The organism is Amycolatopsis sp. 2-15 (assembly GCF_030285625.1).
GTDB lineage: Bacteria > Actinomycetota > Actinomycetes > Mycobacteriales > Pseudonocardiaceae > Amycolatopsis > Amycolatopsis carbonis.
The window spans coordinates 3,945,183-3,968,954 of the sequence record NZ_CP127294.1; the positions used below are offsets into that span (position 1 = coordinate 3,945,183).

Genomic DNA, 23,772 nt, shown 5'->3' on the forward strand with positions numbered 1-23,772 from the left:
GGCCCTAAACGACCCTTGCGGCGTCGGCAAACGCTGCGCTGGCAGGCACGGCGGAATGTGCGGCGGGCCTGCCAAGGCCTGCGAACTCGGATCCGGGAGATCTTGCGTGCCATTTGAACCCGGCGGTCAATAGGAAGGCTTGTTGGCGGTGAACGTGGCGTCGTTGGTCGAGCTGTCGCCCGCGATCCGCCGAAGGCGAAGGTGTGGACTGCCGCAGCAGACTGGCCGGGTGCAGTACGGCTAGGAGGTCGGCGAGTCGGCCCCGAAGACCACCTCGTCGGAAGGTCTCGTCGCGCTGGACGCCGACACCGTCGTCGTGCTGCGTGCGCACCTCGCTCACCAGGATGAGGGTCGGTGCCGCATGGGTTGAGAGCGGCCTGTTGTTCACCCAGTCTGATGGCAGCCCGTTGGACCCGGCGGATGTGGCGGCCGGTTCCAGGAGCTGACCCGTCGTCCGCGAAGATCATCCCGCGGTCGGCAACGCGACAGCTCGGGCAAGACTCGGGCACGTCACCGGCCATTGTGGACGATGGGCAACCGGACGATTCGCTTCCACATAACGCAAAATCCCCAGGCCGGAAGTGATCCGAACCTGGGGAATGAGGGTGCGCCATCAGGGACTCGAACCCCGAACCCGCTGGTCAAGAGTCGGAACCTTGCTGTGTCGGATGGTGTCGAGTGATGCCGGACGAGATCGTTTCCTCGGCTCAGCGTCGGTTGTGGTCGCATGTTGGTGTCGTCGAGTGTCGTCGTGGTTCGGACTTCTCGGGCTCGCCGGTGTCGGATTGTGTCGTGGAGTTCGTCGGTGCCGTAGATGCTTTCTCTGGAACGAAAGGCGAGCATCGAGGTGGTTGTTCGCGACCGTGCGGCGCTGATCGCAGTTCGGGTGCTCGGCAGGGTTCTCGTCGGCACACTGGTGGTGGCGGTCGTCGTTGGTTCGCCGCCGGTGTTGACGGTGGCAGGGTGCCTGGCTGCTGGTGCTGCTGGTGGTCGTGCTGCTCGTCGGTGCGTTGAATCGGAAGGCAGCTGGTGAGACTGGCTGTGGGACGAGAGTCGAGAACTGTAATCGGGTCGAAAACGGGCGTTACTTCCTTGTGCTGCGCGCACAGGTCCTCACCGGCGAAGCGCTCAGCCACGTCGCGTTCATCGCAGCGCTGGCCACCCTCGCCTTCGGGATCGAGCCGCGCATCGGGCTCTTCACCGCGACCATCGCGATCGCGGTTCTGATGGGGCACGCTGGGCCGCAGGGGACACCCGGACGACGTCGTGATCGGCAACATCTTCGCCTGGATCCTGGGACTCGGCGTCTTCTTCCTCACCGTCTACACCACCAACCGCAGCACCGGCAACGGCGCCGCCGGGGTGAACGTCCTGTTCGGATCGATCTTCGGCTTCAGTTCCGGTAACGCCGTTCTCGCCGCGGTCATCGGTGCCGCGCTGTGCCTGCTGATGCAGCTGCTCGCGCGGCGGCTGCTGTTCGCGACCCTGGATCCGGACGTCGCCGCTGCCTGCGGCCTGCCGGTGCGGCTGATCGGGTTCGGTTTTCCCGCCCTCGTCGGCGCTTGCACCGCTGAAGCCGCGCAGGCGGCCGGAGCACTGCTGCTGCTCGGCCTCGCCGCCCCCGCCGGAGCGGCCGTCCGGCTGACCACTCGTCCCTACCGGGCACTGGGCCTGTTCGTGGTGTTGGCCGTCGCGGACCTGTGGGCCGGCCTGACGTCGAGCTGCACGGTTCCGAACCTGCCACCCTGCTTCGCTATCCGTGACAGCTCTTTTGGTGCTCCTCGTGGCGTGGTGGAGCGGTAGGCTCCGTCCATGGACGAGACTCCGGACATCAAGCCGCGCAGTCGCGACGTCACGGACGGCCTGGAGCGCACCGCCGCGCGCGGGATGCTGCGGGCCGTGGGCATGGGTGACGACGACTGGGTGAAGCCCCAGATCGGTGTCGCTTCTTCGTGGAACGAGATCACGCCGTGCAACCTGTCGCTGGACCGGCTGGCGAAGGCAAGCAAGGACGGCGTGCACGCCGCGGGTGGCTACCCGCTGGAGTTCGGCACGATCTCGGTGTCCGACGGTATCTCGATGGGCCACGAGGGCATGCACTTCTCCCTGGTGTCGCGTGAGGTGATCGCGGACAGTGTGGAGACCGTGATGCAGGCCGAGCGGCTGGACGGCTCGGTGCTGCTGGCCGGCTGTGACAAGTCGCTGCCGGGAATGCTGATGGCGGCCGCCCGGCTCGACCTTGCCAGCGTGTTCCTCTACGCCGGTTCGATCCTGCCCGGCCGGGTCACGCTGTCGGACGGCGGCGAGCGCGAAGTCACGATCATCGACGCGTTCGAGGCAGTCGGTGCCTGCGCCAGGGGCCTGATGAGCCGCGCGGACGTCGGATTGATCGAGCGCGCTATCTGCCCCGGCGAAGGCGCGTGCGGCGGGATGTACACGGCGAACACGATGGCCAGTGCGGCCGAGGCACTGGGTATGTCGCTGCCCGGCAGCGCGGCTCCGCCGGCGACGGACCGGCGGCGTGACGGGTTCGCGCGGCGGTCCGGTGAGGCGGTGGTCGAGATGCTGCGCAAGGGGATCACCGCTCGGCAGATCATGACCCGGGAGGCGTTCGAGAACGCGATCGCCGTGGTGATGGCGTTCGGCGGCTCCACCAACGCGGTGCTGCACCTGCTTGCGATCGCGCACGAGGCGGAGGTAGCGCTCAGCCTGGACGACTTCACGCGGATCGGTGCGCGGGTGCCGCACCTGGCCGACGTGAAACCGTTCGGACGGTATGTGATGACCGACGTCGACCGTATCGGCGGCGTGCCCGTGGTGATGAAAGCGTTGTTGGAAGCGGATCTTCTGCACGGCGATTGCCTGACCGTGACCGGGCGTACGGTCGCCGAGAACCTGGCCGAGGTCGCGCCGCCGGACCCGGACGGCACGGTGCTGCGCGCGATGGCCTCGCCGATTCACCCGACCGGCGGCATCACGATCCTGCGTGGTTCCCTGGCGCCGGACGGCGCGGTCGTGAAGTCCGCCGGTTTCGACTCGGACGTGTTCACCGGCACCGCCAGGGTGTTCGATCGCGAACGCGCCGCGATGGACGCGCTGGAGGACGGCACGATCATCGCAGGCGACGTCGTGGTGATCCGCTACGAGGGCCCCAAGGGCGGGCCGGGGATGCGGGAGATGCTCGCCATCACCGCGGCGATCAAGGGCGCGGGGCTCGGCAAGGACGTCCTGCTGCTCACCGACGGCCGTTTCTCCGGCGGCACGACCGGCCTGTGCGTCGGCCATGTCGCCCCGGAGGCAGCCGACGGCGGGCCGATCGCCTTCGTCCGCGATGGTGATCCCGTCAGCCTCAACGTCGCGACCGGCATGCTGGACCTCGGCGTGGATGCCGCCGAGCTGGCGGCCCGCCGCGCGGGCTGGACGCCGCTGCCCGCTCGCTACACGCGCGGCGTGCTGGCCAAGTACTCCAGGCTCGTCGGCTCGGCCTCTCAGGGCGCTGTCTGCGGGTAACGCAGGCAGGACTGCGTCCGGCGATCCGGCCGGGCGCAGCGGTCATGCCCAGACTTCCTTCAGCACCCGCAGGATGTTGCCGCCCAGCACGGCGCGATCTCGCTGTCGGAGGGCCCGTCTCGGACCAGCTCCCTCCAGATGTTGCCGAAGTGCTCCGTCGGGTGCTCCAATCCGTCCACATAGGGCACTTTCTCGTGGCGCGGTCCGCCTCCTGTCGCCTTGCCGAGCAGATGCCCGAACACGGTGTGCAGGCCGACGTGGTCGCCGTAGAGGATGTCGGGCCCGACCGCGACGTGCTCGATGCCGACCAGGTCTGCGCAGTACCGGAAATGGTCCATGACCGAATGGATGTCGTGCAGGAGATGGCTATGCGACAAGGTGGTGTGCGGCGCCGCGGGGTCGAGCGGCTGGCAGGCCGCATCGTGGTGGCGCACAACTGGCCGTTCGACGCGATGCACCTGCGTGCTCAGTTCGAGCGACCCGACATCGACACCCCACTGCATGCGCGTGCCCGTCTGTGCACCATGCGGGCGGCCGCCGTGGCCAAACTTTTCAGGAGGGCGCCGTTCCGGAGGTGGGAGCTCCAGGGAACCCTCAGCGACATTACGCGTGGTACTACAATTTCCAAATGTTTCCGCAAACGTGGCAGAAGGGGGAAGTAATCGTTGAGTGCAATGAGCAGAGCGCACATCGCGGTCGAGAATGGAGATATTAAAACACTTCGCACTATATTGGAAGGTGGTGTTGACGTAAACGAGGAACATCATGGTCTTACTTTGTTGCACCATGCGGTTGATGCCGAAATTGACGGCCATGTGCAGACCGGTGAGGCGTTGCGTGTCGACACCACGGCGTATCTGCTCTTGCAGGGTGCGGATCCTCTGCGTCCTGCCAATGACCATACGGGCATGAGTGCGGCTGAATCAGGTTTCCGTTGATGTGCGACGAGGCACCGGCCTGCCGCCTCGATGTCGGCGGCCGGTACCTCGCGAGCCCAGAGCAGCTCGTAGGGGAGCTGTCGAACGCGGACGCCGAAAAGACACGGGCCCTCGACAGTGGCGATCCGGGCCTGGTCTGCCTCCACTCGGGACGGAGCAGACGTCGACGAGGTCGCGCTGCTCAGCGCCGAGGAACCCCTGGCCGAACCAGCGGCCGAAAGCCAGTCGAGCGCTTCGGCTCGCGCCCGGTCCAGCCGCTCGATGCGCGCCAGGCACTCCAGTGACTCAGGACCGGCATCCTCTTCGATCATCCTGCCGAGCGTGCAGTAGGACTCCCAGGTCGACCCAAGTTCCGGCATGATGCAGGCTGACCCCATGGTCGAGATGAGTCCGTCCGCGGCGCGCGAGTTCTGGAAAGCGTTGATGGACAACGCATCTGCCTTGGTCGCTGACGCCCATACCTTGTTGGCTGCCGGCTCGTATGGGCGTGCTCGCTCATTAAGTGTCCTGGCGCAGGAAGAACTCGGCAAGGCCCGCTGGATCTACGAGGAGTTCTCCTTCAGCTGGAACGAGGGGGACGAAACTCCCCGCGCAGTGGATAAGCTTGCGCAGCACGGACGTAGTCACACGGCGAAGTACCTCGAAGCGGTCGTGTTCGGCGACGAGCTTGCCGAGTTCCGGGGAGACTACAGCCGTATCCGCGAGCTGGTTTCGAACCTCGACACGTGGGAAAAGACCTATGCGCGACGGCAAGAAGAAGCCGAGCTTGCCGCTCGCGAGGCCAACCGCGCCAAACAGCGGGGCTTCTATGTTGATCGGGCCGACGACGGATCCGTGCAGTCACCGACTGCGGTCCCAGCCGGAACGACGGACGCCGACCTGCAGACCGCGGCGCAGGTGATCGAGATGCTACTCATCCGCGATCACACTCGGATGAAGCACGACGCCACGACGCCGTATGACAGCACCCATGAGCAACAGTTCCGGCTACTTCCCGTAGCTCACCCTGAAGACTGGGCAGCGTTTCTGGACGCGGGCTCGCGCGGAAAGCCCGATCCAGCAGAGACGACGGCGCGGTCTGCCGAGCCCGCCGGCGAAAAACCCGAAATACCCTCTGACCAGGAAAATGATCAGGCCGCGGAGTCCTGACTTCGGCACGTCATGGTCACGGCCGAACGCTGGGCGAGTCCGTTGACGACGACCCGGTCGTTTAGGGACGCTGGAAGCCGAGCAGCGACGCACCGAGAAGGCCTGGCGCCGTTTCGGCGAAACAGCACCCCAACGTGTGACCGCGGACGACACCTTCGAGGTCGAAGGCCCGGACTGGTACCGCGCGAAGCAGTGACAGCCGGCTGGAGCACAACCTACCCAAGAGGGGCTCGTAGAAGTAGAGCCGAAGAGAGCCCGGCAGGCTCAGAGCTTGCGGGCGACGCCACCCGCGAACAGCCGCTGTGCGGTGTTGAGGGGCCTGAGCCGCGGTCCGTCCGGCCACCAGTTCACCAGCTCAACCAGGCCTGGCGGTACGAGCTCGAGGTTGTCGAACAGCTCGGCGATCTCGGCGCGTGTACGTGCCGTCGCTCCGCCGAGGGAGCCGTTGCGCACTGCCTCCTCGAGGTTGCGCATCGCCTCGGTGTCCTCGCCCTCGGGGTCAAGGATGTGGGTGAGCGCCACGAAGGACCCGGACGGCAGCGCCTCGATGTACTCGTGCATCACCTCGGCCGGGCGGTGCCGCTCGCCCTTGTGGTGGTGCAGCGTCGCCATCTGGAATAGGGCGATCGGCTCGCTCCAATCGAGGTGGCCACGCACCGTCTCGTCGTCGAGGATGCTGCGCGGGTCGAAGATGTCGCCCTCGATGAAGCGGGTGAGGTCGTTCTCCTCGAGCAGCGCCCGGCCGTGCGCGACGACCAGCTCGTCGTTGTCCACGTACACGACCCTCGACTCCGGCCGAATCCGCTGCACCACCTGGTGCGTATTCTCCGCGGTCGGCAGCCCCGAACCGCAGTCGAGGTACTGCAGAACACCGGTCTGGCTCGCGATGAAACGGCAGACGCGGATGAGAAACGCGCGGTTCTCGACCGCGAGGTCGACCACGTCAGGCATGGCCGCGGTCAGTTCCCGCACGACCTGCCGGTCCACCTCGTAGTTGTCCTTGCCACCCAGCAACGCGTCGTACACCCTCGCCACGCTCGCGCGGTTCGGGTCGATCCCCACCGGTGCGTTCGGGTCCTGCTGCATGGCGTCCGATGACATCCGCTGCCTCCAGTCACTCGTGTCAAGAGCGGTACCGAGCGTAGTCACCCTCGGCGAAATCGCCGAACGTGCCCACCATCTCGAAGCCGGGGTCGCCGTAGTACTAGCCGAAAATCGGGCGGATATGCCTGACCGGCGGTGATCAGCCGTTCGCGGTGCGCTTCTCGGCGATGACGGTGTGGACGGTCCGGTCAATAAGTCTGTGCGCGGGGTGCCTGACGGAGATCACCGGCTTCGTGGTGCCGTGGGACGACGTGATCGCGAACTCGAAGCAGCTGTCGAGTCAGTACGCGATCCGGCGGTGAATGCACGCCGTAGAGCGATGGCATGTTGAGCGTCTGGCAGACGGGCCCGGCGACCCGGAGTACCCGGCCCGTTTGCCGTGTTTCCTGCGGGGATGTACGGGTAGGCCCTGGGTGGCGCGCCGGTGACAGGCCACCGTGTGGCCGGAAGTGACGTGTCCGCAGGTGGCCACGCGGTCAAGCAGGGGCCGCGGGGCCACCGCGCGATTCTGCGGGCACGGTGGCGAGGAACTCGTCCACGAACGCTTGTGCGACGTCGCGGAGCTTGACGTTGGTGTCCTGCGACAGCGTCACGAGCACGTCGAACGCCTCCTGCGGGCCGCAGCGGCGCTGGGCCATCAGCACGCCTTTGGCCTGTTCGATCACTCCTCGGGTCTGCAATGCGTCCCGCAGCTGCCGGTTCTCCTCGGCCAGGGCCGCCGCGGCCTCAACGCCTTCGTGCGCGTGGCGGGCAGCCGGCGCCGGCCAGCTCGTCCGCTCAGCCTGTGTGTCCACCAACGACACGGTTGCTCCCCTCGATCCGCTGGTCACCCGATCCCGCGAGGACATCCGTATTTACCCCGTCGGGTGGTCGCCTGAAACCGGCGTTCCTGGTAGTGGAGGCCCGGGTATTCAGCGTGAAGGTGGCGCGGCGGGCGCGCCCGGTGGACAGGGAGGAAGGCTCGTTAAGGGTGACGTCGAGAGCTTCTACGAGGCCGGCCAGTGGAAGACGAAGGTCGAGGGCAACCAGCAGGCCTCGCACACCCACGGCTCGAAAGAGGAGGCGGTGGCCAAGGGCCGGGAGATGGCGATCGAGCGCGTCGTGGAGCACTTCATTCGGAACATGGATGGCACGATCGCCGTGCGCCACACTTATCCGCGCAGCCGCGACTCCCGCAACATCCCCGGCTGACCCGCCGCTGCCGGTGTTGCCCTCCCGCAGTGGGCCAGCGGCCGGCGGGTCAGCGGCCGGGCAACGCCACCCGGGTGTCGTGCAGATCGGCGAGCAGGTCGCCGTGCTCGTCGATGCGGTGCAGCACGTCCTCGGCGGTGAACGTCAACTCGGCCGGGGTGCGACAGGAGCGAACTTCGTCCCAGGTGATCGGGGTGGAGGCGGTGGGGGTGTCGCGGCCGCGCAGCGAGTACGGGGCGATCGTGGTCTTCGAGACGTGATTCTGGGACCAGTCGATCAACACCTTGTTCGTGCGCAGGGTTTTCGCCATCTTTGACACCACGAGCTCGGGCATCTCGGCGGCGAGTCCGCTCGGCGATGGCCTTGGCGTAGGTGGAGGTTCGGTCGGGCCGGCGGGTTCGGACGCCGCAGCAGATCTGGAGGCCCTTCGAGCCGCTGGTCTTGGGCAGCGGGGCGAGCCCGTCAACGGTGAGGACCTCCAGTAGCCGCTCCGCCACACGGGCGCACTCGACCACGCTGGCGCCCTCGCCCGGGTCGAGGTCGAACACCAGCCGGTCCGGGGACTGGCGTTTTCGGACCGGGGCCGACCATCCACTGGGGCACGTGCAGCTCGAGCGCGGCGAGGTTGGCCGCCCAGACCAGGCTCGGCAGGTCTTCGATCAGCGGGTAGGTGATCGTGCCGGGGCCGCGGTCGCTGCGGGATCCGGAGCTGGGCAGCGTCACCGTCTGGACCCAGTCGGGTGCGCCGCGCGGGCAGTTCTTCTCGAAGAACGCTTCCCCATCGGTGCCGTCCGCGAAGCGCACCATCGTGATCGGCCGGCGGCTGATGTGGGGGAGCAGGACCGGGGCGATGTGCGTGTAGCACCGCACGACCTCGGCTTTGCTGAATCCCGTGCTGTAGAGCGGTTTGTCCAGGTTGGACAGCACCAGTTGCCGCTCGCCGACCTGCACGGTCAGCTTCTTCTCCGCCATCGGCCTCACCTCCCGTTGCCACGACCGCGCGGCACGTCGCCGCGTCGAGGTCGGGCCGTGCGCGGTGCACGCACGGTCGTTGCTGGCTGCTGAACGCCGGCGCCACATCGCCGACAAGCGCCGCCAGCTACCCACTACAACACCGTGACCAGAACACATCGGACGACCACCAACCAAACGGCCTAACATGCGAGCAGCGTCATCCGACGCTGTCACAACCCGTCCTGCCCGCCCCACCGAGGACGGAGGGCCCATCGTGCAGCACGAGACACCACAGCGGACGTCACCCGGCCACATCGCGGAAGGACTGCGGCCATGGCGGTAGTGCGGCCTCCGGTCGAGATGGCGCTCCTGCGCGCGGAGAAGCAGGTCCCGACATCCAGCACCGCCCGGCCGCTGTCGTTCGAGTCCAAAATGGATGGCTGGCGTGGTGTGCTGTTCCCCCGGGATGGCGTGCTGCAATCCCGCCGCGACAACAACCTCGCCGACCGCTTCCCTGAGCTGTTCGCCGCGGCTACGAGCCTCGGCGACGTCGTGCTGGACGGCGAGATCGTGGCGCACCGGGACGGGCGCCTCGACTTCGGATCCTTGGCCGGCAGCCCGCGCACTCGCGCCGAGAGCGGCGCGGTCATCTACTACGTCGCCTTCGACCTGCTGGCCGAAGGACACCGTGATCACCGGAGCTCGACCTACCAGCAACGCCGCGCCCGGCTGGAACAGCTGATGCACGGCGTGCCGCCCCCGCTGCAGCTGATGCCCGCCACCACCGACCGCGACCAGGCCATGACGTGGATGGATCCCGCCTGCGCGCGCGTGGGCATCGAAGGAGTCGTGGTCAAGCCGCCGGGCAAGCCCTACCGGCCTGGACGCGCGGACTGGATCAAGGTCCGCTCTACCGTGGTCGTCGACGCCGTCGTCGTCGGTGTCACCGGCGACCCGAACCACCCGACCGAGCTGGTGCTCGCGCGTCCCGACCCCCCGGGTGCGCTGCAAGGCATCGGCCTCTCCCATGCCTTGAGCGATGCCCTGCGCGCCGAAGCGGGTCCTCACCTCGCGCTCACCGGCGAGGGATCCAGGAAGATCTCCACGGGCGTCTTCGGCCGCCCCAGCGTGACCGAGTACCGACCGGTGCACCCCAGCCTGGTCGTAGAGGTCCGCGCCGAAAGCTCCGTCCTGGTCTTCACCAACCGGCAACGACCCCGAGTGCACCGCGTGCGCCTCGACCTCTCCCCGGACGACGTCGTGCCTGAGCGAGACCGGGTTGTTGATGAGGGGCATGGCCCAGTCGTTGGGTCGAACCGGGCGGTTTCGTCTTGGACGAAGAAGCTGTTGTAGTCGGCGAACACGTGAAGTTCGACGTACGCGATCCGGGTTGCCGTCGGCGTGGGTGTTGGTGGGTGGTTGGTCGGGCATGAGGTGGACTTGGGCTCCGTCGGGTAGGTCGTGGGTAGTGGAGGCGAGGGGGCCGCGGGCGCGCATGCAGGTGACGGCGGGATTTCCTTCCTGCTCGTGCGGCGGGTCCTCCCGTCGGCCTTCAGATCGTGGGTCGCCGCATGGACGATGCTCTGGTGCTGAAGGCCTCAGCCGCCTTCGAAGCCGTCGCTCCGTTGCACGACCGGCGTCCGCCGATCCTCACGGAGAACGTCAGGGAATGAGTCGGGTGGTGTGTGGTGCGCCGCAGCAGGAGACGCCGCCGGAGCGCCCGGTGTTACGGGTTGGGGGAGCGGCGCGCAGTTCAGGTCGTCAGGTCTACCCGGAGCGGCCCGGTCTTGGCCTCCATCGTGGAACGGCTGGGGTAGAGAGCCGAACGCGCAATGCCTTGACCTGCGGCCGTGGGCATCCGTCGCCAGCTGCTACCGGCATTTCGGACTGGAGTTCACCGCGATCCGGATAGCCATCGAACTGCGCCAGCGGGGCTGATCACCACTAAGCCTCCGTTTTCGTCATATCTGGCGTCGGCGACGTCGGGTACCGTCTGCAGCAGTTCGCCGGTGAACCTCCGTTCCTCCGCTATGCCCTCGAGCAAGGCCAGCCAGCTCCGGCCGTCGCCATTGGTCCGGATCCGGGCTTCGAAGGGATAGGTGCTACGTCACCGGCTTCGGCCGTCGAGCCTGGAGACGACAGACGTTGAAACCGGTATCCATTGATCTTGTCTTTTCGCAGAACACGGTGGCTCGTCACTGATCGGCGAAACATCAGGTTCACGTTGCCCAGGGCATGGGCCTGGTTGGTCAGTGCATGGTGGGGCCGGAATAGGGAGAGAGCGGCTTGGAGGTGCTCGGCTGCAGCGTCGTAGTCATCGAGGCGGGCGGAGAACCAGCCCAACAGGTTCAAGGCCTCCGCCTCCCACATCGCTTGGCCCAGCGCCCGGTAGAGCTCCAGTGCGCGATGGGTGTGGTCGATCGCCGTCCGATAGGTCTGCTGGTAACGCGGCGGACAGGTGACGGTGCTGATCGTGCGCCCGTTCCGCCGAAGAAAAGAAGCCGGCTCAGAGTCGGTCCACCGGCGATGACGGCGAGGGCAAAAAGCAGGTCGTCGTCGACGGACGCGCAAGGGCTTCAAGCAACAGTCGGTGTCCGCTGCCCGCGACTCAGCACCACAGGGATCCGCCTGAGATCATCCGGCCAGCAGTCCTGGCTCGGGTCTGTGCAGCGGTTGTGGCATCGACGGATGAAGGCTGCGATTGACCGGATACCACCGTCGTCGGCGAACTTATTTCGTGAACCGGTGCTGATCGAAATCCGGGCAAGGTCAAAAGAGGACGTCTGTACAGCTCAACGCGCTTATTGTCGGCAAGTCGCAGATCATCAAACACGTGACAGTGGTGGCCGGCAGAAAAAAATCCCCGCGAACAGGTGTCTCTTCTGCGCAGCCGGGTAATCGGCGGCGAAGCCAGACCCCACCACTACGAGGAAGTAGTAAAATGACAGTGCCTCATTCCCAGGATTTCGCTTCTTGGGCCGGAAAAACCATTCACGACACGGCTGGTCAGAAGATCGGCAAGGTCGGCCAGTTGTGGGCCGACGACGCCAGTGGCGCCCCTTCATGGGTCACCGTCAACACCGGCCTGTTCGGCACGAGCGAGACGTTCCTGCCCGTCCAGGGCCTGCAACCCCGCGGTGACGACCTCCAGGCGTCCTACGACAAGGACGTCGTCAAGGATGCACCCCACGTCGACCCCTCAGGCAACCATCTCGACCCAGGCGAGATAAGCCGGCTCTACCAGCACTACGGTCTCGACACCGGACAAGGCCAGGTCGGGCGGACCGACACTGTGGCCGACACCGGGCGGGACACCTCCGGCCCCACCACCGACGACGCGATGACGCGTTCGGAGGAACGGCTGCGGGTGGGCACACAGCGAGAGCAGACCGGCCGGGCGACGCTTCGCAAGTACGTCGTCACCGAGACTCAGCAGGTCTCGGTCCCGGTGACGCACGAAGAGGTCCACGTCGAGCGCGAACCCATCACCGAGGCCAACGCCGGCGCCGCTCTCGACGGCCCGGCCATCTCCGAGGAAGAGCACGAGATGACCCTGCACGCCGAACGGCCGGTCGTGGAGACCGAGGCCGTGCCGGTCGAACGAGTACGACTGGCGAAGGAAGAGGTCACCGAGACCGAGACGGTCTCCGGCGAGGTGCGCAAGGAGCGCATCGACACCGACGACCTGCCCGAGAACCGCCCGCGCCATTAAGCGCCGCGCTCACCTCGGTCAGCGGACGTCGGGGCGCGCACCCCTGCGCCGTCGCCGGACGGCCGGCGACCGCGCCCCGACGCCGTCACCGGCCGCCACGGCGATGCCAGATCCGGATCGCTCGCCCGGCCCGCGATGAGGGCACGGCTCGCGGCTTGCCACGCCGTAGGTGGGCGCGGTGTGCCGCCGGAGGCGAAGTCCGGTTGGCTGCGCGGTGTCAGGGGTGGGTGTGGCCCTTGCCCTTGTCCTTGGGTTTCCCCTTGGCTTTGTCGGCTGGATTGGCAGCCTTGTCGTCGCGGTTGGCCGTGAGAGCGCCAGGGCCGGGCAGTGAGGCCGGGCCTGGCGGGGCTGGTGGCCCAGCGATCGCCGTCGCAGGTGACTTTGCGGACGTCGCCGGTGAGGGGGCGGGGATGATCTGCACAGGCGTCGCCGAAGGGGCCGGGACGGTCATCGTGGGTGCTTCGGCGGCGGGAGTTGACGGGCGGGGCGCGTCGGGACTCGTGAGCGCCACGACAACTGCTGCCGCCGCGGCCGTGGCTGCGAGGCCGCTCAAGGCGATCGGGGTTCGTCGGCGCCGCGTGGAACCCGGCACGCGGGCCTGGCCAGTGACCGCGGTGCCGGTGTGCGTGGTCGTGGGCTGGCGCAGCATCTGCAATGCTTCGTGTGCGGTGGGGCGGTGCTCTGGTTCGCGGGCGGTCATGCGTGTGAGGGTGTGTGCGAGGGGACCGGGCAGCCCGTCGGGGATACGCGGAGACCGGTGCAGCCGCGCGAGTGCCGATTCGGCCATCGTGCCGGGATACTCCCGCTCCGCGGTCAAGCACTCGAGCAGGATGAGGCCGAGTGCGTAGACGTCGGCGGCCGGTCCGGCCGGTTCACCGGTGATCTGCTCCGGTGCGAGGTAGGCGGCCGTGCCGGTCACAAACCCGGTGCCGGTGATGTGGGTCGAGCCGAGTTCGTGGGCGATGCCGAAATCGCCGATCAGCGGGCCGTCGGGGCCGAGCAGGATGTTGGCGGGCTTGAGGTCCCGGTGCACGACGCGCCGGTTGTGCAGGTGTGCCAGCGACTCGGTGAGGCGGACCCCCAGCCCGGACACTTCTGCGGCCGGCAAGGGCCCGGCGAGCAGGCGCTCGGCGAGGTTTCCGCCGTCCACCAGCTGCATCACCAGAAACGGCCTGCTGTGATCGGTCCCGCTGTCCAACACGGCCACCACCCCGGGGTGGTCGATACCGGCCTGGATGGTCTTCTCCCGGAGCCGCCGTACCTGGTCCGCCGCGACGACGTCCCGGTCGTACACCTTGAGCGCGACCGGGCGGCCGAGCCTTCGATCGAACGCCCGGTAGACCCGCGCGGTACCTCCGCTGCCGATCAGGTGCTGGACCTCGTAGCGTCCGACGGTCAAAGCCAGAGGCTGGTCTGGATCATCCCGGGGCACAACGTCGCCACCGAGGGAGAACCGAGGAGCGGTGACGCCGTCGCTCGCTCGCTCGTCCGTCATCGGCAGCTACCCCCATGTTGTCGGTGACCCACCAAGTATCCAGCGGCACAGTCCGCTAAACGAGAATCAGGAAAGTGGTGCCACCAGTGCCCGGAGCGAGTTCCGTGATCGGCGACCGGCTGTCCGGCGAGCCGGACTGACTCGAGGTGGGGTCGAACGCGAGGAACCGGGGCGGGACGGCGAACATAGCCGGGTGCCACTGGAGCTGACCGCGATGCCGTTGTAGAAGGTCGAAATTTGGGTGATTCGCGCGCAGGTCGCCGCGGCGCGGGGAGCGTTGAAGGCGCTGGGCGTCGCGAAGGGCGACCGCGTGGTGGCGCTGGCGCCGAACTGCCCGCAGACGCTCGTCGCGTTCCTGGCGGCGGCGTCGCTGGGCGCGATCTGGTCGTCGTGCTCACCCGACTTCGGCGTGCGCGCGATTTCCGACCGCTTCACGCAGATCGCCCGCGCGCGGCACCCGCCCACCGTTCGGCGTGTTTCCCGCGAGGATGATCGGATAGGCCCCGTGGTGGCGTGCCGGCGAAGACCACCCTGTGGCCTGGAGAGGGCGTATCCGCAGGTGGTCCCTCGGTCAAGCAGCGGCTGTGGGGCCACCTTGCGGTTCCGCGGGGACGGTGGACAGAAACTCGTCCACGAATGCTCGCGCGACGTCGCGGAGCTTGACGTTGGTGTCCTGGGACAGCCTCACGAGGCCGGCGAACGCCTCCTGCGGGCCGCAGCGGCGCTGGGCCATCCGCACCCCTTTGGCCTGCTCGATCCCTCCTCGGGTCTGCAGCGCCCGGTGAGGGTCGGGGCGGAGGCGTAGCAGGGTGTGGTAGCCGGTGTTCCGGAAGACCACCCAGCGGGAGCTGAGTGCCGATGTGAACGCGTTGAGCGAGAAGGTCACTCCCAGCCGGATCGTGCAGCGGCGCGTCGGGCGTGTCCGCTCGGCGATGACGAATGCCAAGGACAAGGTGATGGGCACTGGCGAGGACATCCCGGTCGGCGAAGGACGCCCTCGGATCGGTCACGTCTCACACCGGTTCTCTGGCCTCCGACGCGGCCGACCAGGTGCGGTCCGCCGCGGCTTCCGCGGCGGAAACGCTGGGTGAAACCCCGAAGCCGGTTCGCCGCGGAACCGAGGGCAACCCGCTCGCCGCCGGCCTGATCGCCTTCGGCGCGGGCTGGCTGGTCGCCTCGTTGCTGCCGGGCACCGAGCGGGAGCGGGAGGTCGTGGGCCAAGCGAGGATCTCGCGCGCGAACACGCCCAGCCAGTCGTGGAGCAGGCCGCGCGGGAGATGAAGGACAATCTGGCCGAGCCCGTGCAGCGGGCCGTCGAGTCGATCAAATCCACGGCCGGTGAGGCCGTCTCGACCGTCACGGACGAGCCACAGTCTGCTGCCGGCGACGTCGGGGACCACGCGCGCCAAGCGAAGGAGAACGTGCGGGATCACACGTGAGGTCGGGTGTCGGTGCTGCGACCGCGTACCGTCGCACCACCGGCTCGACCCGCCCGCGCTGAGGACAACCCGGAAGTGGCCGGCTCAGCGGTCGCATCAACCGGCGGGACCGGCCGTTGGCCGGCGCATCACCCCTCATCGACGGCGGGCTCACACCGATGGGCGTTCAGGCCGGCACGGCCCTTTCAGACCGGAGGTGGCGCACTTCCCGACGCGGTGGCCGGCGAGGGCGCATCAGACGTCGCGGAGGTGCTTCAGAGCCGCCGACAGCAACGGCCGGTGCCCTTCGTACAGCTTCCCTCCAGCACCCTCGATCGCCGTCACGAGTCCGTCCAGGCTGGCGAACGGACCCCACAAGACCGCGGCCGCGTCGTCACCCGCGGTGGCCGTAAGCGGTTCCTCGATCTGGTAGAGCGCCACCGTGCTCGACGCCCACGCGTGATCGGTGTTCCGCCAGTCGTCCACGTAGGTCCGCGTCAGAATCTTCGGATCCATACCGGCCAGGTCTACATCGGTTTCCTCGCGCAGCTCGCGGACCAGCGCGCGCTCTGCGGTCTCACCCGGGTCGACCATGCCGCCGGGGATGGCCCACTCCGCGCAGTCCTGGCGCAGGATGAGCAGCACCTGTGGTTCCGCACCGCCGGCGCCGGCCACGACGATCGGGTCTGCGGCCTGGTTCTCGCCCCATTTTCCGAGGTGCCGTCCACACCTTCCGGTGCGGCCGGTGGGGTTCAGCGGCCGACGCCGCTCATCGAGCCGGTACGGCACCAGGGCAGCCGCCTGCCGGTCAGCCCAGTCCGGGACATCGCTCGGCGTCGCGTAGGGATCAGCCCAACCTTCACGCACGCTGCGTTCCAGTCCAGCGCCCACGAGTTCCGACGGGGTGATGTCCACCGGGATGTATCCCGGCCACGGCGTGGACCATGAGCGCATCGTGTCCGGCACCCGCGAGCCGGCGTGGCTCACCCCGCTGCGGCTTCCGGTCGCCCACAACTCGGCCGGCCCCGGCTCCCCGAGGTCGTCCCGACAACGTTGCGCGGTGGCCCGGGGCACGCCCATGGCCGCCGCCAGCTGGCCGTACGACCCGCCGTCGCGTGTGTGCGCCCGGATTCCGGCGGAACGCACACCCTCGAGATGGGCCAGCAGCCCGCACACGTCCCGCAGCAACCGCTCGTCCCACGCCAGTCCGGTATCGCCCGGACGGTCCTTGAGGGTGGTCTCGTCTCCCAGGGACTCGGCGTCACGCCCCTTCCGCATCGCCGCCAGCCCCACCAGCACCGTGTCCAGCGCCTCTGCCAACTCCGCCGCATCGGTTCCCAGTGCAGCTCTCTGATCCTCGGTCAGGGACAGCACCAAGTCCGGGCCACCCCGTCGCGCCTCGGCGCCTTCGCGGCAATTCACACCGCTTCAACTCCCGTAGTGGTTCGCCTCCCAGACCCAATACACGCAGATGCGTATGGGCGCCTACGCTTTCGCTCGGCCTCAACGCGGGTCCATACCGCCGTGATCGCCGCCGCCCTCGTCTTCTGTCCTGGCGCCCGGTGTCTCCGGAGGTTGGTCGCGGAAGGTCGGTTCGGTGTGTTCGTCACCGAAGTCAGCGTCTTCTTCCATGCTTTCCGCGGTGACCGGGTCGATTTCGGGTGTGCTCATGTTTCCTCCACGGGCGTAGCCGGTTCACCGGCCGATGTCTGCCGGAGTGCCCCTGGCCCGGCGAATACCACGCCAGCGCTCGTCCAAACCGAGGAGCGGCAACGGGCCGGTCGGCGGCGCGCTCATTCCCGCGCGACCTCGCCGGACACGGCGTCCGCTTCGTCAGCGTCCATCGCCGTGGTGTCGCGCGCAGGAACGGCTCGTCTTCACCACCCCCGCCGCCCGCCTCGAGCCGGAGGCCGCGGGCCAGCTCGGCGTCCAGCTCGGCACCGAGCAGCAGGGCGATGTTGGAGATCCACAGCCACACCAGGAACACGATGACCCCGGCGAGCGACCCGTAAGTCTTGTTGTACGAACCGAAATTGGCCACGTAGAGCGCAAATCCCGCCGAGGCCAGCACCCACAGCACGACGGCGACCAGTCCGCCGGGCGTGAGCCACCGGAAGCTCGGCTGCCGCACGTTGGGGCCGGCCCAGTAGAGCAGTGCGAACACCAGGCTGACGAGAACTGCGATCACCGGCCACTTCGCGATCTCCCACACCAGGACCCCGGTCCGGCCCACCCCGAGCAGCTCGCCCAGGCGCTACGCGACGGTTCCGGTCGCCACCACCCCGAGCGCGCAAACCACCAGGACCACCACGACGCCGACCGTCAGCGCCACGCGCAGCGGGACGACCTTCCACGTCTGTCCGACCGTGCGCGGTCCGACGGTGCGGGACGCCAACGCGAAGTAAATCGATCGCTGAACTTGAAGCTGGCAGGCGGTCGGCGAGATGTAAAACGATCGCTATACTTAGGGTATGGGAACGAGTGAGGTGACGGTCGCTGCCCCCGCGGGCGGGCGTGGGGCGCGTCAGCGCATCCTGCGTGCTGCGGCCGAGTTGTTCGCGAGCGATGGCATACACGCCACCGGCATTGCGAAGCTGACAGCCGTGGCGCACGTGTCCACGCGGACGTTCTATCAGCACTTTCCGAGCAAGGAAGCGCTGGTGAGCGCGTATGTGCAGTGGATCGAGTCGGACGAGGAGGTCCTCGCCGAGTCCGCGCTGGAACGCAGCGACCTCAGTGCGCGCGAGCGGCTCCTGGAGCTGTTCGCCGAACGTCCGGCCGGCCCGGCTTCGGCAACGGTGGTGCGCGGTTGTCCGCTGCACAACGCCGCCGTCGAAGCCGCCGGGACGATGCCCGAAGCCGCGGCATTGGTCGAGCGTCACAAGAGGGAACTCGCCGCGCGTCTGATCAAGACCGCCGCCGAGGCGGGCGCGCGCGAGCCCGAAGTCCTGGGCCGGCGGCTCGCGGTGCTGTTCGAGGGCGCTCGCGCGCTCTCGACCTCGCTCAACGACCCCCGCCCGTTCGAAGACGCCCAGGAACTCGCCCAAACGCTCATCGACGCGGCGGCCGGACCCGCCTGAGGTCGGTCTTCGGCTGAGGTTGTCGGCTTCTCGCCACCGGACGGCGTCGTCCGGGCCGGTCGTCGACGCCGGCCTTACTGGGCAGGCTGGGGCCGTGTCCGTGTCGAGCCGGCCGTCGGCGCCAGCAGCCAGCCCGCACGTTTGCGCGTGCGCAGTCGCCTGCGTGCGTGGCTCGGACGTACCGGGCTCAACGCCAGGCCCGGCTGGTCGGCTTCCGTCGGCGGGGCCTGATCAAGGCGCTGGCCGTGACCGGGCCGGCGCCGCCGACCCGTACGGCCTACGAGCGGTGGGAATGTACGTGCATATACACGTGCCGTCTTGCGTGAGACCGGACCGCGTTCGCAGCGAAGCCCTCGTCCCCGACACCAGCCGCGGCGCCGGCGGCTGAACCCAATGCCCGAGAAGCAGCTGACCGTGCAGGTTGGGGAACGTCGGCTGACGCTGTCCAACCTGTACAAACTGCTTTATCCGAGTGGGTGCACCAAAGGCGACGTCGTGCGGTACTACACGCACATCGCCCCGCGCCTGCTCCCCCACATCAGCCGCCGGCCGATCACGATGGTGCTTATCCGGACCAGAACTCATCACTGTGGTCGGAAAGCCGGTCGTCGAGGTAGCTCTCGTAGGCGGCCGACCTGCTAGGCCTCGCGCAGCGGTGCGCTGGTGTCGTGAAGGTGGGCCAGTACGTAGCGGTAGGAGCGCAGCAGTCCGCACTGGGCGTAGTCGATCCCTTGTGCGGTGCAGAAGTTCCGAACGAGCGGTTGGGCGCGGCGGAGGTTGACGCGGGGCATGCCGGGGAACAAGTGGTGCTCGATCTGGTAGTTCAGGCCACCCAACGCGAAGTCGACCCAGGGGCCGCCACGGACGTTGCGGCTGGTGAGAACCTGCCGGTGCAGGAAACCCGGGACGGCGCCGCCGGTGTAGGTGGGCATGCCCTTGTGGCCGGGCGCGAAGGAGCATCCCATGTAGACACCCCACAGTCCTTGGTGGACAGCGATGAAAGCGATCGCCACCGGCGGTGACAAGACCGTGAACACCGCGGTCAGGTAGATCGCGAGGTGTGCGAGCTGAAGAAGAGCTTCGCTGCGCCTGTGGTCCACGTCCCCGCGCCACACGGCCTGGACGCCGGCCCAATGCAGACTGAGGCCCTCCAACAGGAGCAGCGGGAAGAACAGCGCCGCCTGGTGCTTGGCGGTCCAGCGGACGAGTCCACGCCGGTCGCGGGTCTGGCTTCGGGTGAAGGCGAGCAGGGGAATGTCGAGGTCGGGGTCGGCGTCCTCGTGGTTGGGCTGCGCGTGGTGGCGATTGTGCTTGCCCATCCACCAGCCGTAACTGATGCCGACGAGGCCACCGAGGACCCGGCCGAGCCGGTCATTGGCTTCGCGCCCGTGAAAGATCTGCCGGTGCCCGGCGTCGTGGCCGAGAAACGCGAGCTGCGCGGACATCACCGCAAAGAACACGGCGATTCCGAGCTGCCACCAGGAGTCGCCGACCACGACGAACGCAACGCATCCGCCAGCGAAGGCGAGGAGGGTGCCCCCGATCTTGACCGCGTAGTAGCCGTACCGGCGGCGTAGAAGACCCGCCGAGCGCACCTTTCGGGCGAGCTCACGGTAGTGGTGGTCGCCCTGGCTTCGGGGCGTCGCTACGGCAGGGCGAACACTGGCTGAGGCCGGTTCAGCGGGCACGGGCATGCTGGTCCTTCCCGGATTCCTACGTCGCCGAGGTCCGGGGCGAGTTACTGGACTGGATCATCGGATTCCCCAGGGGCGGGAAACCCAAACACGCCCGACCCGCGTCAATCTCGACCCGCTCACCGGCGGCGATCTCGGCCGCGAACACATCCCCCGCATCCTCGTGCAGCCGGCAGCCACACACTCCCAGCCGTCTACAGCTCGCGGCGGACCACCGCGACCGGCGAGCCGGCGAACCCTGTGAACACCTCATCGAGCGCCCACCAGGGTTACCACCGGGCCGGGCTTAGGCTCGCTCACCAATGCCATAGATTCGCCTGGCTCCCGTGGGGACGCTGCCGATGCGCATCGAGACTGCAGCATTCGGCGTAGGGCGGCACTCGAATTCACCGCTCGCGCGTCGCCATCCACTCCGCTGTGACCCGCGGCACGAGACGGCTCTTCCCACCCGCGGAAGCCGCGTTTCTCCTCTGCCCGCCGCACGACGAACGCAGCACCGAACTGGTTGGGCTGCCGATGCTCAACCCTCACCCCGTGTCGACTGTGCACGGGTCGTTGCCACCGGGCCCGAGGCCTGGTGTAGCCACGGCTTCTCGCTGATCGTCGGAATCGTCGGAGCAGGAGCAGCTCAGACCCTCGCGTGACGACCTCCCGCTTCCTTCGAGCTTTCCCGCTCCGGTCCGGCGGCGAATGCCACGGCGTAGAGGTTGCACCTGGGGAGGTGTACCGCGCGGGTCGGCGGTGCACCTCGCAGGCTCAGCCGGCGGGTTGTTGACTGGTGTCGCGCTGCTGGGCTTCGTGGAGTTGGTCTTCGAGGGAGATGATGCGGCATGCGGCGTCGATGGCGGTGCCCTCGTCGACGAGTTCTCGCACTCGCGCGGCGATGCGCAGCTGGTGCCGCGAGTAGCGGCGGTGCCCGCCGGCGGAGCGCTGTGGCTCGATCAGGCCGCCTTCATCCAGGCTGCGCAAGAAGTTCTGGGTGGTGCCGAGCATGTCCGCGGCCCGGCCCATGGTGTAGGCGGGGTACTGGTCGTCGTCGAATTTGTCAGCCCCGCCCGAACCGGGTGCGGGGGCGTTGCGTTGGTCAGGAGTCATTCCACCTCCACGTCACAAGGGACCCCGGATGCCGTGCACGGCATCCGGGGTCCCAGGGGTTGGGTTTCACCATTGTCAACCGACGCGGACGTCGGCTTCCTGTACCCGCGTCGTCCGCCGGAGAGGCGGAGACTGCGGGGATCGCTTACTCGTAACCGAGAACCACCTTCCAATCCGATGGGACTGCGGTACCCGCGCGGCACTACTGCACAGCCGCCGCGGGCGATCCAATGATGTGCCCTTTCCCTTCTTTCCGGGTTCTTCTTCTTACTGTGCACTTCCACTGCTACCGCTGCGGGCGTCACCAGGCCGGAACCCTTTCCCTGATCGGCCCCAGCATGCGTAACGCCGCTGGTCACTGCCCGGAACCCCGTCCGTGATCGGCTCCGGCCACCTGACCGTCCTGCACACACTGACTTCGCACTGCCACTTACCGGATAGATACTGCGGTACTCACATATTGCAGCGGTCAACAACCTCACAAGCGCACCTGCGCCGCTTGCGTCCTGCACCGGGACCGTCTGGCCAATTCCGTCTTCCGTGCCGATCCCGGGTCGTTCACCGGTCACCAGCCGAGACCTGTCCGTTGATTGGCCCCGCCCTGCCTGACCGCCTTGTCTCATCTCGCGGGTAGTTCCGTCATCTCCCGCGCCTGCTTGACGTTGTCTCTCTCGGTACATGGAGAACACTACACACGGCCCGGGTTGAATGTCTACCCCAGCCACCATAGATTTGCTCCCGTGTCGGCGACATGAACCCTCGCCGGCCCGAACTCGCAGGTCAGCGCCGACACGCGATGGGCACCGGTACACAGAAGGGTGATGAGGCATGGCCGACTCCACCGCGCGGCAGGATCCGTTCGACCTCGACAAGGTGCGCGACCACCGGGAGTACACCCGTGCACTTACCCAGCTGATCGAACGCGGCCGCCGGGAGCCGTGGACAGCGCTTCTGTCCGGCACCGAGGCCTACGTCATCGCCGAACTGCTCGGCCAATACGCCCAACTCGACCCCACCGCCGAGCTCAGCCAGCTGGCCGCCGCCCTCGCCAGCCGCCTCTACAGCCGGCTCGGCGCGTGACCAACCGCGCCAGCCACGGGTAAATTCGAATGTCCTGCGGATCGGATGGCCAGCGGATCGAGGGGAGCGACCATGTCCACGGTGGAGTCACAGCCTTGGCGGACGAGCCGATCGACGCCGACCCCGCGGCACGCGCCCGAGGGCACTGATGCCTTGGCGGTGCTCGCCGAGGAGAACCGACAGCTGCGTCAGGCGCTGCAGAGCCGAGGGGTGATCGAACAGGCTAAGGGTGTGCTGATGGCACAGCGCTGCTGCGGTGCGGACGAGGCGTTCGCCGTGCTTGTGAAGCTGTCCCAGGACACCAACGTCAAGCTCTGCGACGTCGCACGCGCGTTCCTCGACGAGTTCCTCACCACCGCACCCCGAGCCCGCCAGGAGGCCCCACGGCCTCGACTTGACCGGGGTGCCACGTACGGACATCCCGCTTCCGGGTCATCACCCAGTCCGTCGCCGGCGTCAGTGCGTGCACTGCCGAGCAGTTGAGGGGGTTCGGGGTGACCCCGCCGGGATCGCTCAGCCCGGTGTCGTCTCGCCGCCCAGCGCTGCCATGACTTCGCCGCTGTAGTACGACGAAAGGCGGTTGGCGGCCAGAAAAACGTAGGACGGCGCAAGGTCGTCCGGGTGCGCGGCGCGTTCGAACGGCACCTGCAGCCCGAACTTCTCGACCTTCTCCGGCGGGAACGTCGACGGGATCAGCGGCGTCCACACGGGGCCGGGCGCCACGCAGTTGATCCGGATGCCGCGATCGGCGAGCGCCTGCGCCATAGCCATGGTCCACGCGTGTATCGCGCCCTTCGTCGCGGAGTAGTCGATGAGGGACTTGTTGCCACGAAGGCCGTTCACCGAACCAGTGTTGATGATGGCCGCGCCCTCGCGCAGGTGCGGCAGTGCGGCCGCAGTGACCCGGAAGTAGCTGTGCATGTTGACGTCGAACGTGTGCATCCACTGTTCTTCGGTCAGATCTTCGGGGTTGTCCACCGGCCACTGAGTCGCGGCGTTGTTCACCAGGATGTCGAGCCCGTGCAGGTGGCGCACAGTCTGGTCGACGACCTCGCGGCACTGGTGCGCGACAGCCAGATCCCCCGGCAGCAACAGGCATTCGCGGCCCTCGGCGCGAACCCGCTCAGCGGTGTACTCGGCGTCCTCGTGCTCGCTGAGGTACGCGATCGCGACGTCGGCGCCCTCCTTCGCGAATGCGATCGCCACGGCACGTCCGATCCCGGAGTCCCCGCCCGTGATCAAAGCCCGTTTCCCGGCGAGCAGGCCGCGCCCCTCGTAGCCGGCCATCGTGTCTCGCGGCCGCGGGTCCATGTCCTCGGTCAGGCCTGGCGGTTCCTGTCGCTGCGGCGGGC

Annotated in this window: 27 protein-coding genes and 3 pseudogenes; 16 read left to right on the forward strand and 14 right to left on the reverse strand. The window is 67.9% G+C overall.

Annotated elements, in window-relative coordinates; all coding sequences use genetic code 11:
* Nucleotides 1-814: 814 nt before the first annotated feature.
* The 3 genes from QRX50_RS19630 to ilvD all read left to right on the forward strand — a co-directional run bounded on the left by QRX50_RS19630 (nucleotide 815) and on the right by ilvD (nucleotide 3,510).
* Entirely contained in the window at nucleotides 815-1,033 is a 219-nt protein-coding gene (locus QRX50_RS19630; protein WP_285973393.1) for a hypothetical protein, read from the forward strand.
* Nucleotides 1,034-1,266: 233 nt separating this feature from the next.
* Nucleotides 1,267-1,803 (forward strand): iron chelate uptake ABC transporter family permease subunit, encoded by a 537-nt coding sequence (locus QRX50_RS19635; RefSeq protein WP_285973394.1) that lies wholly within the window; start codon nucleotides 1,267-1,269, stop codon nucleotides 1,801-1,803.
* A gap of 9 nt (nucleotides 1,804-1,812) precedes the next feature.
* Nucleotides 1,813-3,510, forward strand: coding sequence for a dihydroxy-acid dehydratase (ilvD, locus tag QRX50_RS19640; RefSeq protein WP_285973395.1), 1,698 nt, complete (start codon nucleotides 1,813-1,815; stop codon nucleotides 3,508-3,510).
* 59 nt (nucleotides 3,511-3,569) lie between these two features.
* Here the strand turns inward: ilvD and QRX50_RS19645 are convergent, their stop codons facing one another.
* Complete coding sequence (locus tag QRX50_RS19645) at nucleotides 3,570-4,013, reverse strand: amidohydrolase family protein (protein WP_285973396.1); 444 nt, start codon at nucleotides 4,011-4,013, stop codon at nucleotides 3,570-3,572.
* Nucleotides 4,014-4,184: 171 nt separating this feature from the next.
* On the opposite strand from QRX50_RS19645, the gene QRX50_RS19650 reads away from it, so the two are divergent.
* Both QRX50_RS19650 and QRX50_RS19655 read left to right on the forward strand, forming a co-directional pair.
* A complete protein-coding gene (locus QRX50_RS19650) occupies nucleotides 4,185-4,448 on the forward strand; it encodes an ankyrin repeat domain-containing protein (RefSeq protein WP_285973397.1) in 264 nt (87 codons plus the stop codon).
* Nucleotides 4,449-4,823: 375 nt separating this feature from the next.
* A complete protein-coding gene (locus QRX50_RS19655; protein WP_285973398.1) occupies nucleotides 4,824-5,597 on the forward strand; it encodes an AbiV family abortive infection protein in 774 nt (257 codons plus the stop codon).
* A gap of 264 nt (nucleotides 5,598-5,861) precedes the next feature.
* On the opposite strand, the gene QRX50_RS19660 is transcribed toward QRX50_RS19655, so the two are convergent.
* Nucleotides 5,862-6,698 (reverse strand): SAM-dependent methyltransferase, encoded by an 837-nt coding sequence (locus QRX50_RS19660; protein ID WP_285973399.1) that lies wholly within the window; start codon nucleotides 6,696-6,698, stop codon nucleotides 5,862-5,864.
* Nucleotides 6,699-6,868: 170 nt separating this feature from the next.
* Here QRX50_RS19660 and QRX50_RS19665 point away from each other — a divergent pair, with 170 nt between their 5' ends.
* Nucleotides 6,869-7,003, forward strand: coding sequence for a hypothetical protein (locus QRX50_RS19665; protein WP_285973400.1), 135 nt, complete (start codon nucleotides 6,869-6,871; stop codon nucleotides 7,001-7,003).
* Between the two features lie 174 nt (nucleotides 7,004-7,177).
* Here the strand turns inward: QRX50_RS19665 and QRX50_RS19670 are convergent, their stop codons facing one another.
* Nucleotides 7,178-7,495 carry an ANTAR domain-containing protein gene (locus tag QRX50_RS19670; protein WP_285973401.1) on the reverse strand — a complete coding sequence of 106 codons (318 nt, stop codon included), beginning with the start codon at nucleotides 7,493-7,495 and terminating at the stop codon, nucleotides 7,178-7,180.
* Between QRX50_RS19670 and QRX50_RS19675 the strand changes: the two genes are divergently transcribed.
* Entirely contained in the window at nucleotides 7,488-7,892 is a 405-nt protein-coding gene (locus QRX50_RS19675) for a DUF2188 domain-containing protein (protein WP_285973402.1), read from the forward strand. The two genes, QRX50_RS19670 and QRX50_RS19675, sit on opposite strands and share 8 nt — an antisense overlap.
* A 49-nt stretch (nucleotides 7,893-7,941) precedes the next feature.
* Here QRX50_RS19675 and ligD (QRX50_RS49565) read toward each other — a convergent pair whose 3' ends face one another.
* The 3 genes and pseudogenes from ligD (QRX50_RS49565) to ligD (QRX50_RS49575) form a co-directional block, all read right to left on the reverse strand.
* Complete coding sequence (gene ligD, locus QRX50_RS49565) at nucleotides 7,942-8,202, reverse strand: non-homologous end-joining DNA ligase LigD (RefSeq protein WP_353074127.1); 261 nt, start codon at nucleotides 8,200-8,202, stop codon at nucleotides 7,942-7,944.
* Nucleotides 8,203-8,281: 79 nt separating this feature from the next.
* Nucleotides 8,282-8,407: pseudogene (gene ligD / locus QRX50_RS49570) on the reverse strand (non-homologous end-joining DNA ligase LigD); the annotation flags it as partial.
* Nucleotides 8,355-8,864: a non-homologous end-joining DNA ligase LigD gene (ligD, locus tag QRX50_RS49575; RefSeq protein WP_353074128.1), complete on the reverse strand. Its 510-nt coding sequence runs from the start codon at nucleotides 8,862-8,864 to the stop codon at nucleotides 8,355-8,357. The pseudogene ligD (QRX50_RS49570) and the gene ligD (QRX50_RS49575), both read right to left, overlap by 53 nt.
* A gap of 315 nt (nucleotides 8,865-9,179) precedes the next feature.
* Here ligD (QRX50_RS49575) and QRX50_RS19685 point away from each other — a divergent pair, with 315 nt between their 5' ends.
* A complete protein-coding gene (locus tag QRX50_RS19685) occupies nucleotides 9,180-10,199 on the forward strand; it encodes an ATP-dependent DNA ligase (RefSeq protein ID WP_285973403.1) in 1,020 nt (339 codons plus the stop codon).
* Nucleotides 10,200-11,787: 1,588 nt separating this feature from the next.
* On the forward strand, nucleotides 11,788-12,558 hold the full coding sequence (locus QRX50_RS19690) for a DUF2382 domain-containing protein (protein WP_285973404.1): 771 nt from the start codon (nucleotides 11,788-11,790) through the stop codon (nucleotides 12,556-12,558).
* 217 nt (nucleotides 12,559-12,775) lie between these two features.
* Here the strand turns inward: QRX50_RS19690 and QRX50_RS19695 are convergent, their stop codons facing one another.
* A complete protein-coding gene (locus QRX50_RS19695) occupies nucleotides 12,776-13,957 on the reverse strand; it encodes a serine/threonine-protein kinase (RefSeq protein WP_285973405.1) in 1,182 nt (393 codons plus the stop codon).
* A 340-nt stretch (nucleotides 13,958-14,297) separates the two neighbouring features.
* On the opposite strand from QRX50_RS19695, the pseudogene QRX50_RS19700 reads away from it, so the two are divergent.
* Nucleotides 14,298-14,495, forward strand: a pseudogene (locus QRX50_RS19700) (AMP-binding protein); the annotation flags it as partial.
* Nucleotides 14,496-14,624: 129 nt separating this feature from the next.
* Here the strand turns inward: QRX50_RS19700 and QRX50_RS49580 are convergent.
* Nucleotides 14,625-14,786: an ANTAR domain-containing protein gene (locus QRX50_RS49580; protein WP_353074159.1), complete on the reverse strand. Its 162-nt coding sequence runs from the start codon at nucleotides 14,784-14,786 to the stop codon at nucleotides 14,625-14,627.
* A 127-nt stretch (nucleotides 14,787-14,913) separates the two neighbouring features.
* On the opposite strand from QRX50_RS49580, the gene QRX50_RS19705 reads away from it, so the two are divergent.
* From QRX50_RS19705 to QRX50_RS19715, 3 genes are read left to right on the forward strand one after another with little or no spacing between them, the layout of a single operon-like run.
* Complete coding sequence (locus tag QRX50_RS19705) at nucleotides 14,914-15,144, forward strand: hypothetical protein (protein WP_285974504.1); 231 nt, start codon at nucleotides 14,914-14,916, stop codon at nucleotides 15,142-15,144.
* Nucleotides 15,104-15,334 carry a hypothetical protein gene (locus tag QRX50_RS19710; RefSeq protein WP_285974794.1) on the forward strand — a complete coding sequence of 77 codons (231 nt, stop codon included), beginning with the start codon at nucleotides 15,104-15,106 and terminating at the stop codon, nucleotides 15,332-15,334. Before QRX50_RS19705 ends, QRX50_RS19710 begins: the two co-directional genes overlap by 41 nt.
* On the forward strand, nucleotides 15,331-15,492 hold the full coding sequence (locus QRX50_RS19715) for a hypothetical protein (protein ID WP_285973406.1): 162 nt from the start codon (nucleotides 15,331-15,333) through the stop codon (nucleotides 15,490-15,492). The genes QRX50_RS19710 and QRX50_RS19715 overlap by 4 nt, the downstream gene beginning before the upstream one ends.
* 234 nt (nucleotides 15,493-15,726) lie before the next feature.
* On the opposite strand, the gene QRX50_RS19720 is transcribed toward QRX50_RS19715, so the two are convergent.
* The 3 genes and pseudogenes from QRX50_RS19720 to QRX50_RS19725 form a co-directional block, all read right to left on the reverse strand.
* Nucleotides 15,727-16,791, reverse strand: coding sequence for an NUDIX domain-containing protein (locus tag QRX50_RS19720; protein ID WP_285973407.1), 1,065 nt, complete (start codon nucleotides 16,789-16,791; stop codon nucleotides 15,727-15,729).
* A gap of 183 nt (nucleotides 16,792-16,974) precedes the next feature.
* Complete coding sequence (locus tag QRX50_RS50345) at nucleotides 16,975-17,142, reverse strand: hypothetical protein (protein WP_434533289.1); 168 nt, start codon at nucleotides 17,140-17,142, stop codon at nucleotides 16,975-16,977.
* A 122-nt stretch (nucleotides 17,143-17,264) separates the two neighbouring features.
* Nucleotides 17,265-17,824 (reverse strand): annotated as a pseudogene (locus QRX50_RS19725) (YihY/virulence factor BrkB family protein); the annotation flags it as partial.
* A 118-nt stretch (nucleotides 17,825-17,942) separates the two neighbouring features.
* Here QRX50_RS19725 and QRX50_RS19735 point away from each other — a divergent pair.
* Complete coding sequence (locus tag QRX50_RS19735; protein ID WP_285973410.1) at nucleotides 17,943-18,551, forward strand: TetR/AcrR family transcriptional regulator; 609 nt, start codon at nucleotides 17,943-17,945, stop codon at nucleotides 18,549-18,551.
* A 638-nt stretch (nucleotides 18,552-19,189) separates the two neighbouring features.
* Here the strand turns inward: QRX50_RS19735 and QRX50_RS19740 are convergent.
* Nucleotides 19,190-20,245, reverse strand: coding sequence for a fatty acid desaturase family protein (locus QRX50_RS19740; protein ID WP_285973411.1), 1,056 nt, complete (start codon nucleotides 20,243-20,245; stop codon nucleotides 19,190-19,192).
* A gap of 756 nt (nucleotides 20,246-21,001) precedes the next feature.
* Nucleotides 21,002-21,340 (reverse strand): helix-turn-helix domain-containing protein, encoded by a 339-nt coding sequence (locus QRX50_RS19745; RefSeq protein ID WP_285973412.1) that lies wholly within the window; start codon nucleotides 21,338-21,340, stop codon nucleotides 21,002-21,004.
* 828 nt (nucleotides 21,341-22,168) lie between these two features.
* Between QRX50_RS19745 and QRX50_RS19750 the strand changes: the two genes are divergently transcribed.
* Together QRX50_RS19750 and QRX50_RS19755 are read left to right on the forward strand one after the other, a co-directional pair.
* On the forward strand, nucleotides 22,169-22,420 hold the full coding sequence (locus QRX50_RS19750; RefSeq protein WP_285973413.1) for a hypothetical protein: 252 nt from the start codon (nucleotides 22,169-22,171) through the stop codon (nucleotides 22,418-22,420).
* Between the two features lie 72 nt (nucleotides 22,421-22,492).
* On the forward strand, nucleotides 22,493-22,903 hold the full coding sequence (locus tag QRX50_RS19755) for an ANTAR domain-containing response regulator (RefSeq protein WP_285973414.1): 411 nt from the start codon (nucleotides 22,493-22,495) through the stop codon (nucleotides 22,901-22,903).
* A 30-nt stretch (nucleotides 22,904-22,933) separates the two neighbouring features.
* Here the strand turns inward: QRX50_RS19755 and QRX50_RS19760 are convergent, their stop codons facing one another.
* Nucleotides 22,934-23,731 (reverse strand): SDR family oxidoreductase, encoded by a 798-nt coding sequence (locus tag QRX50_RS19760; protein ID WP_285974505.1) that lies wholly within the window; start codon nucleotides 23,729-23,731, stop codon nucleotides 22,934-22,936.
* Nucleotides 23,732-23,772 lie beyond the last annotated feature (41 nt).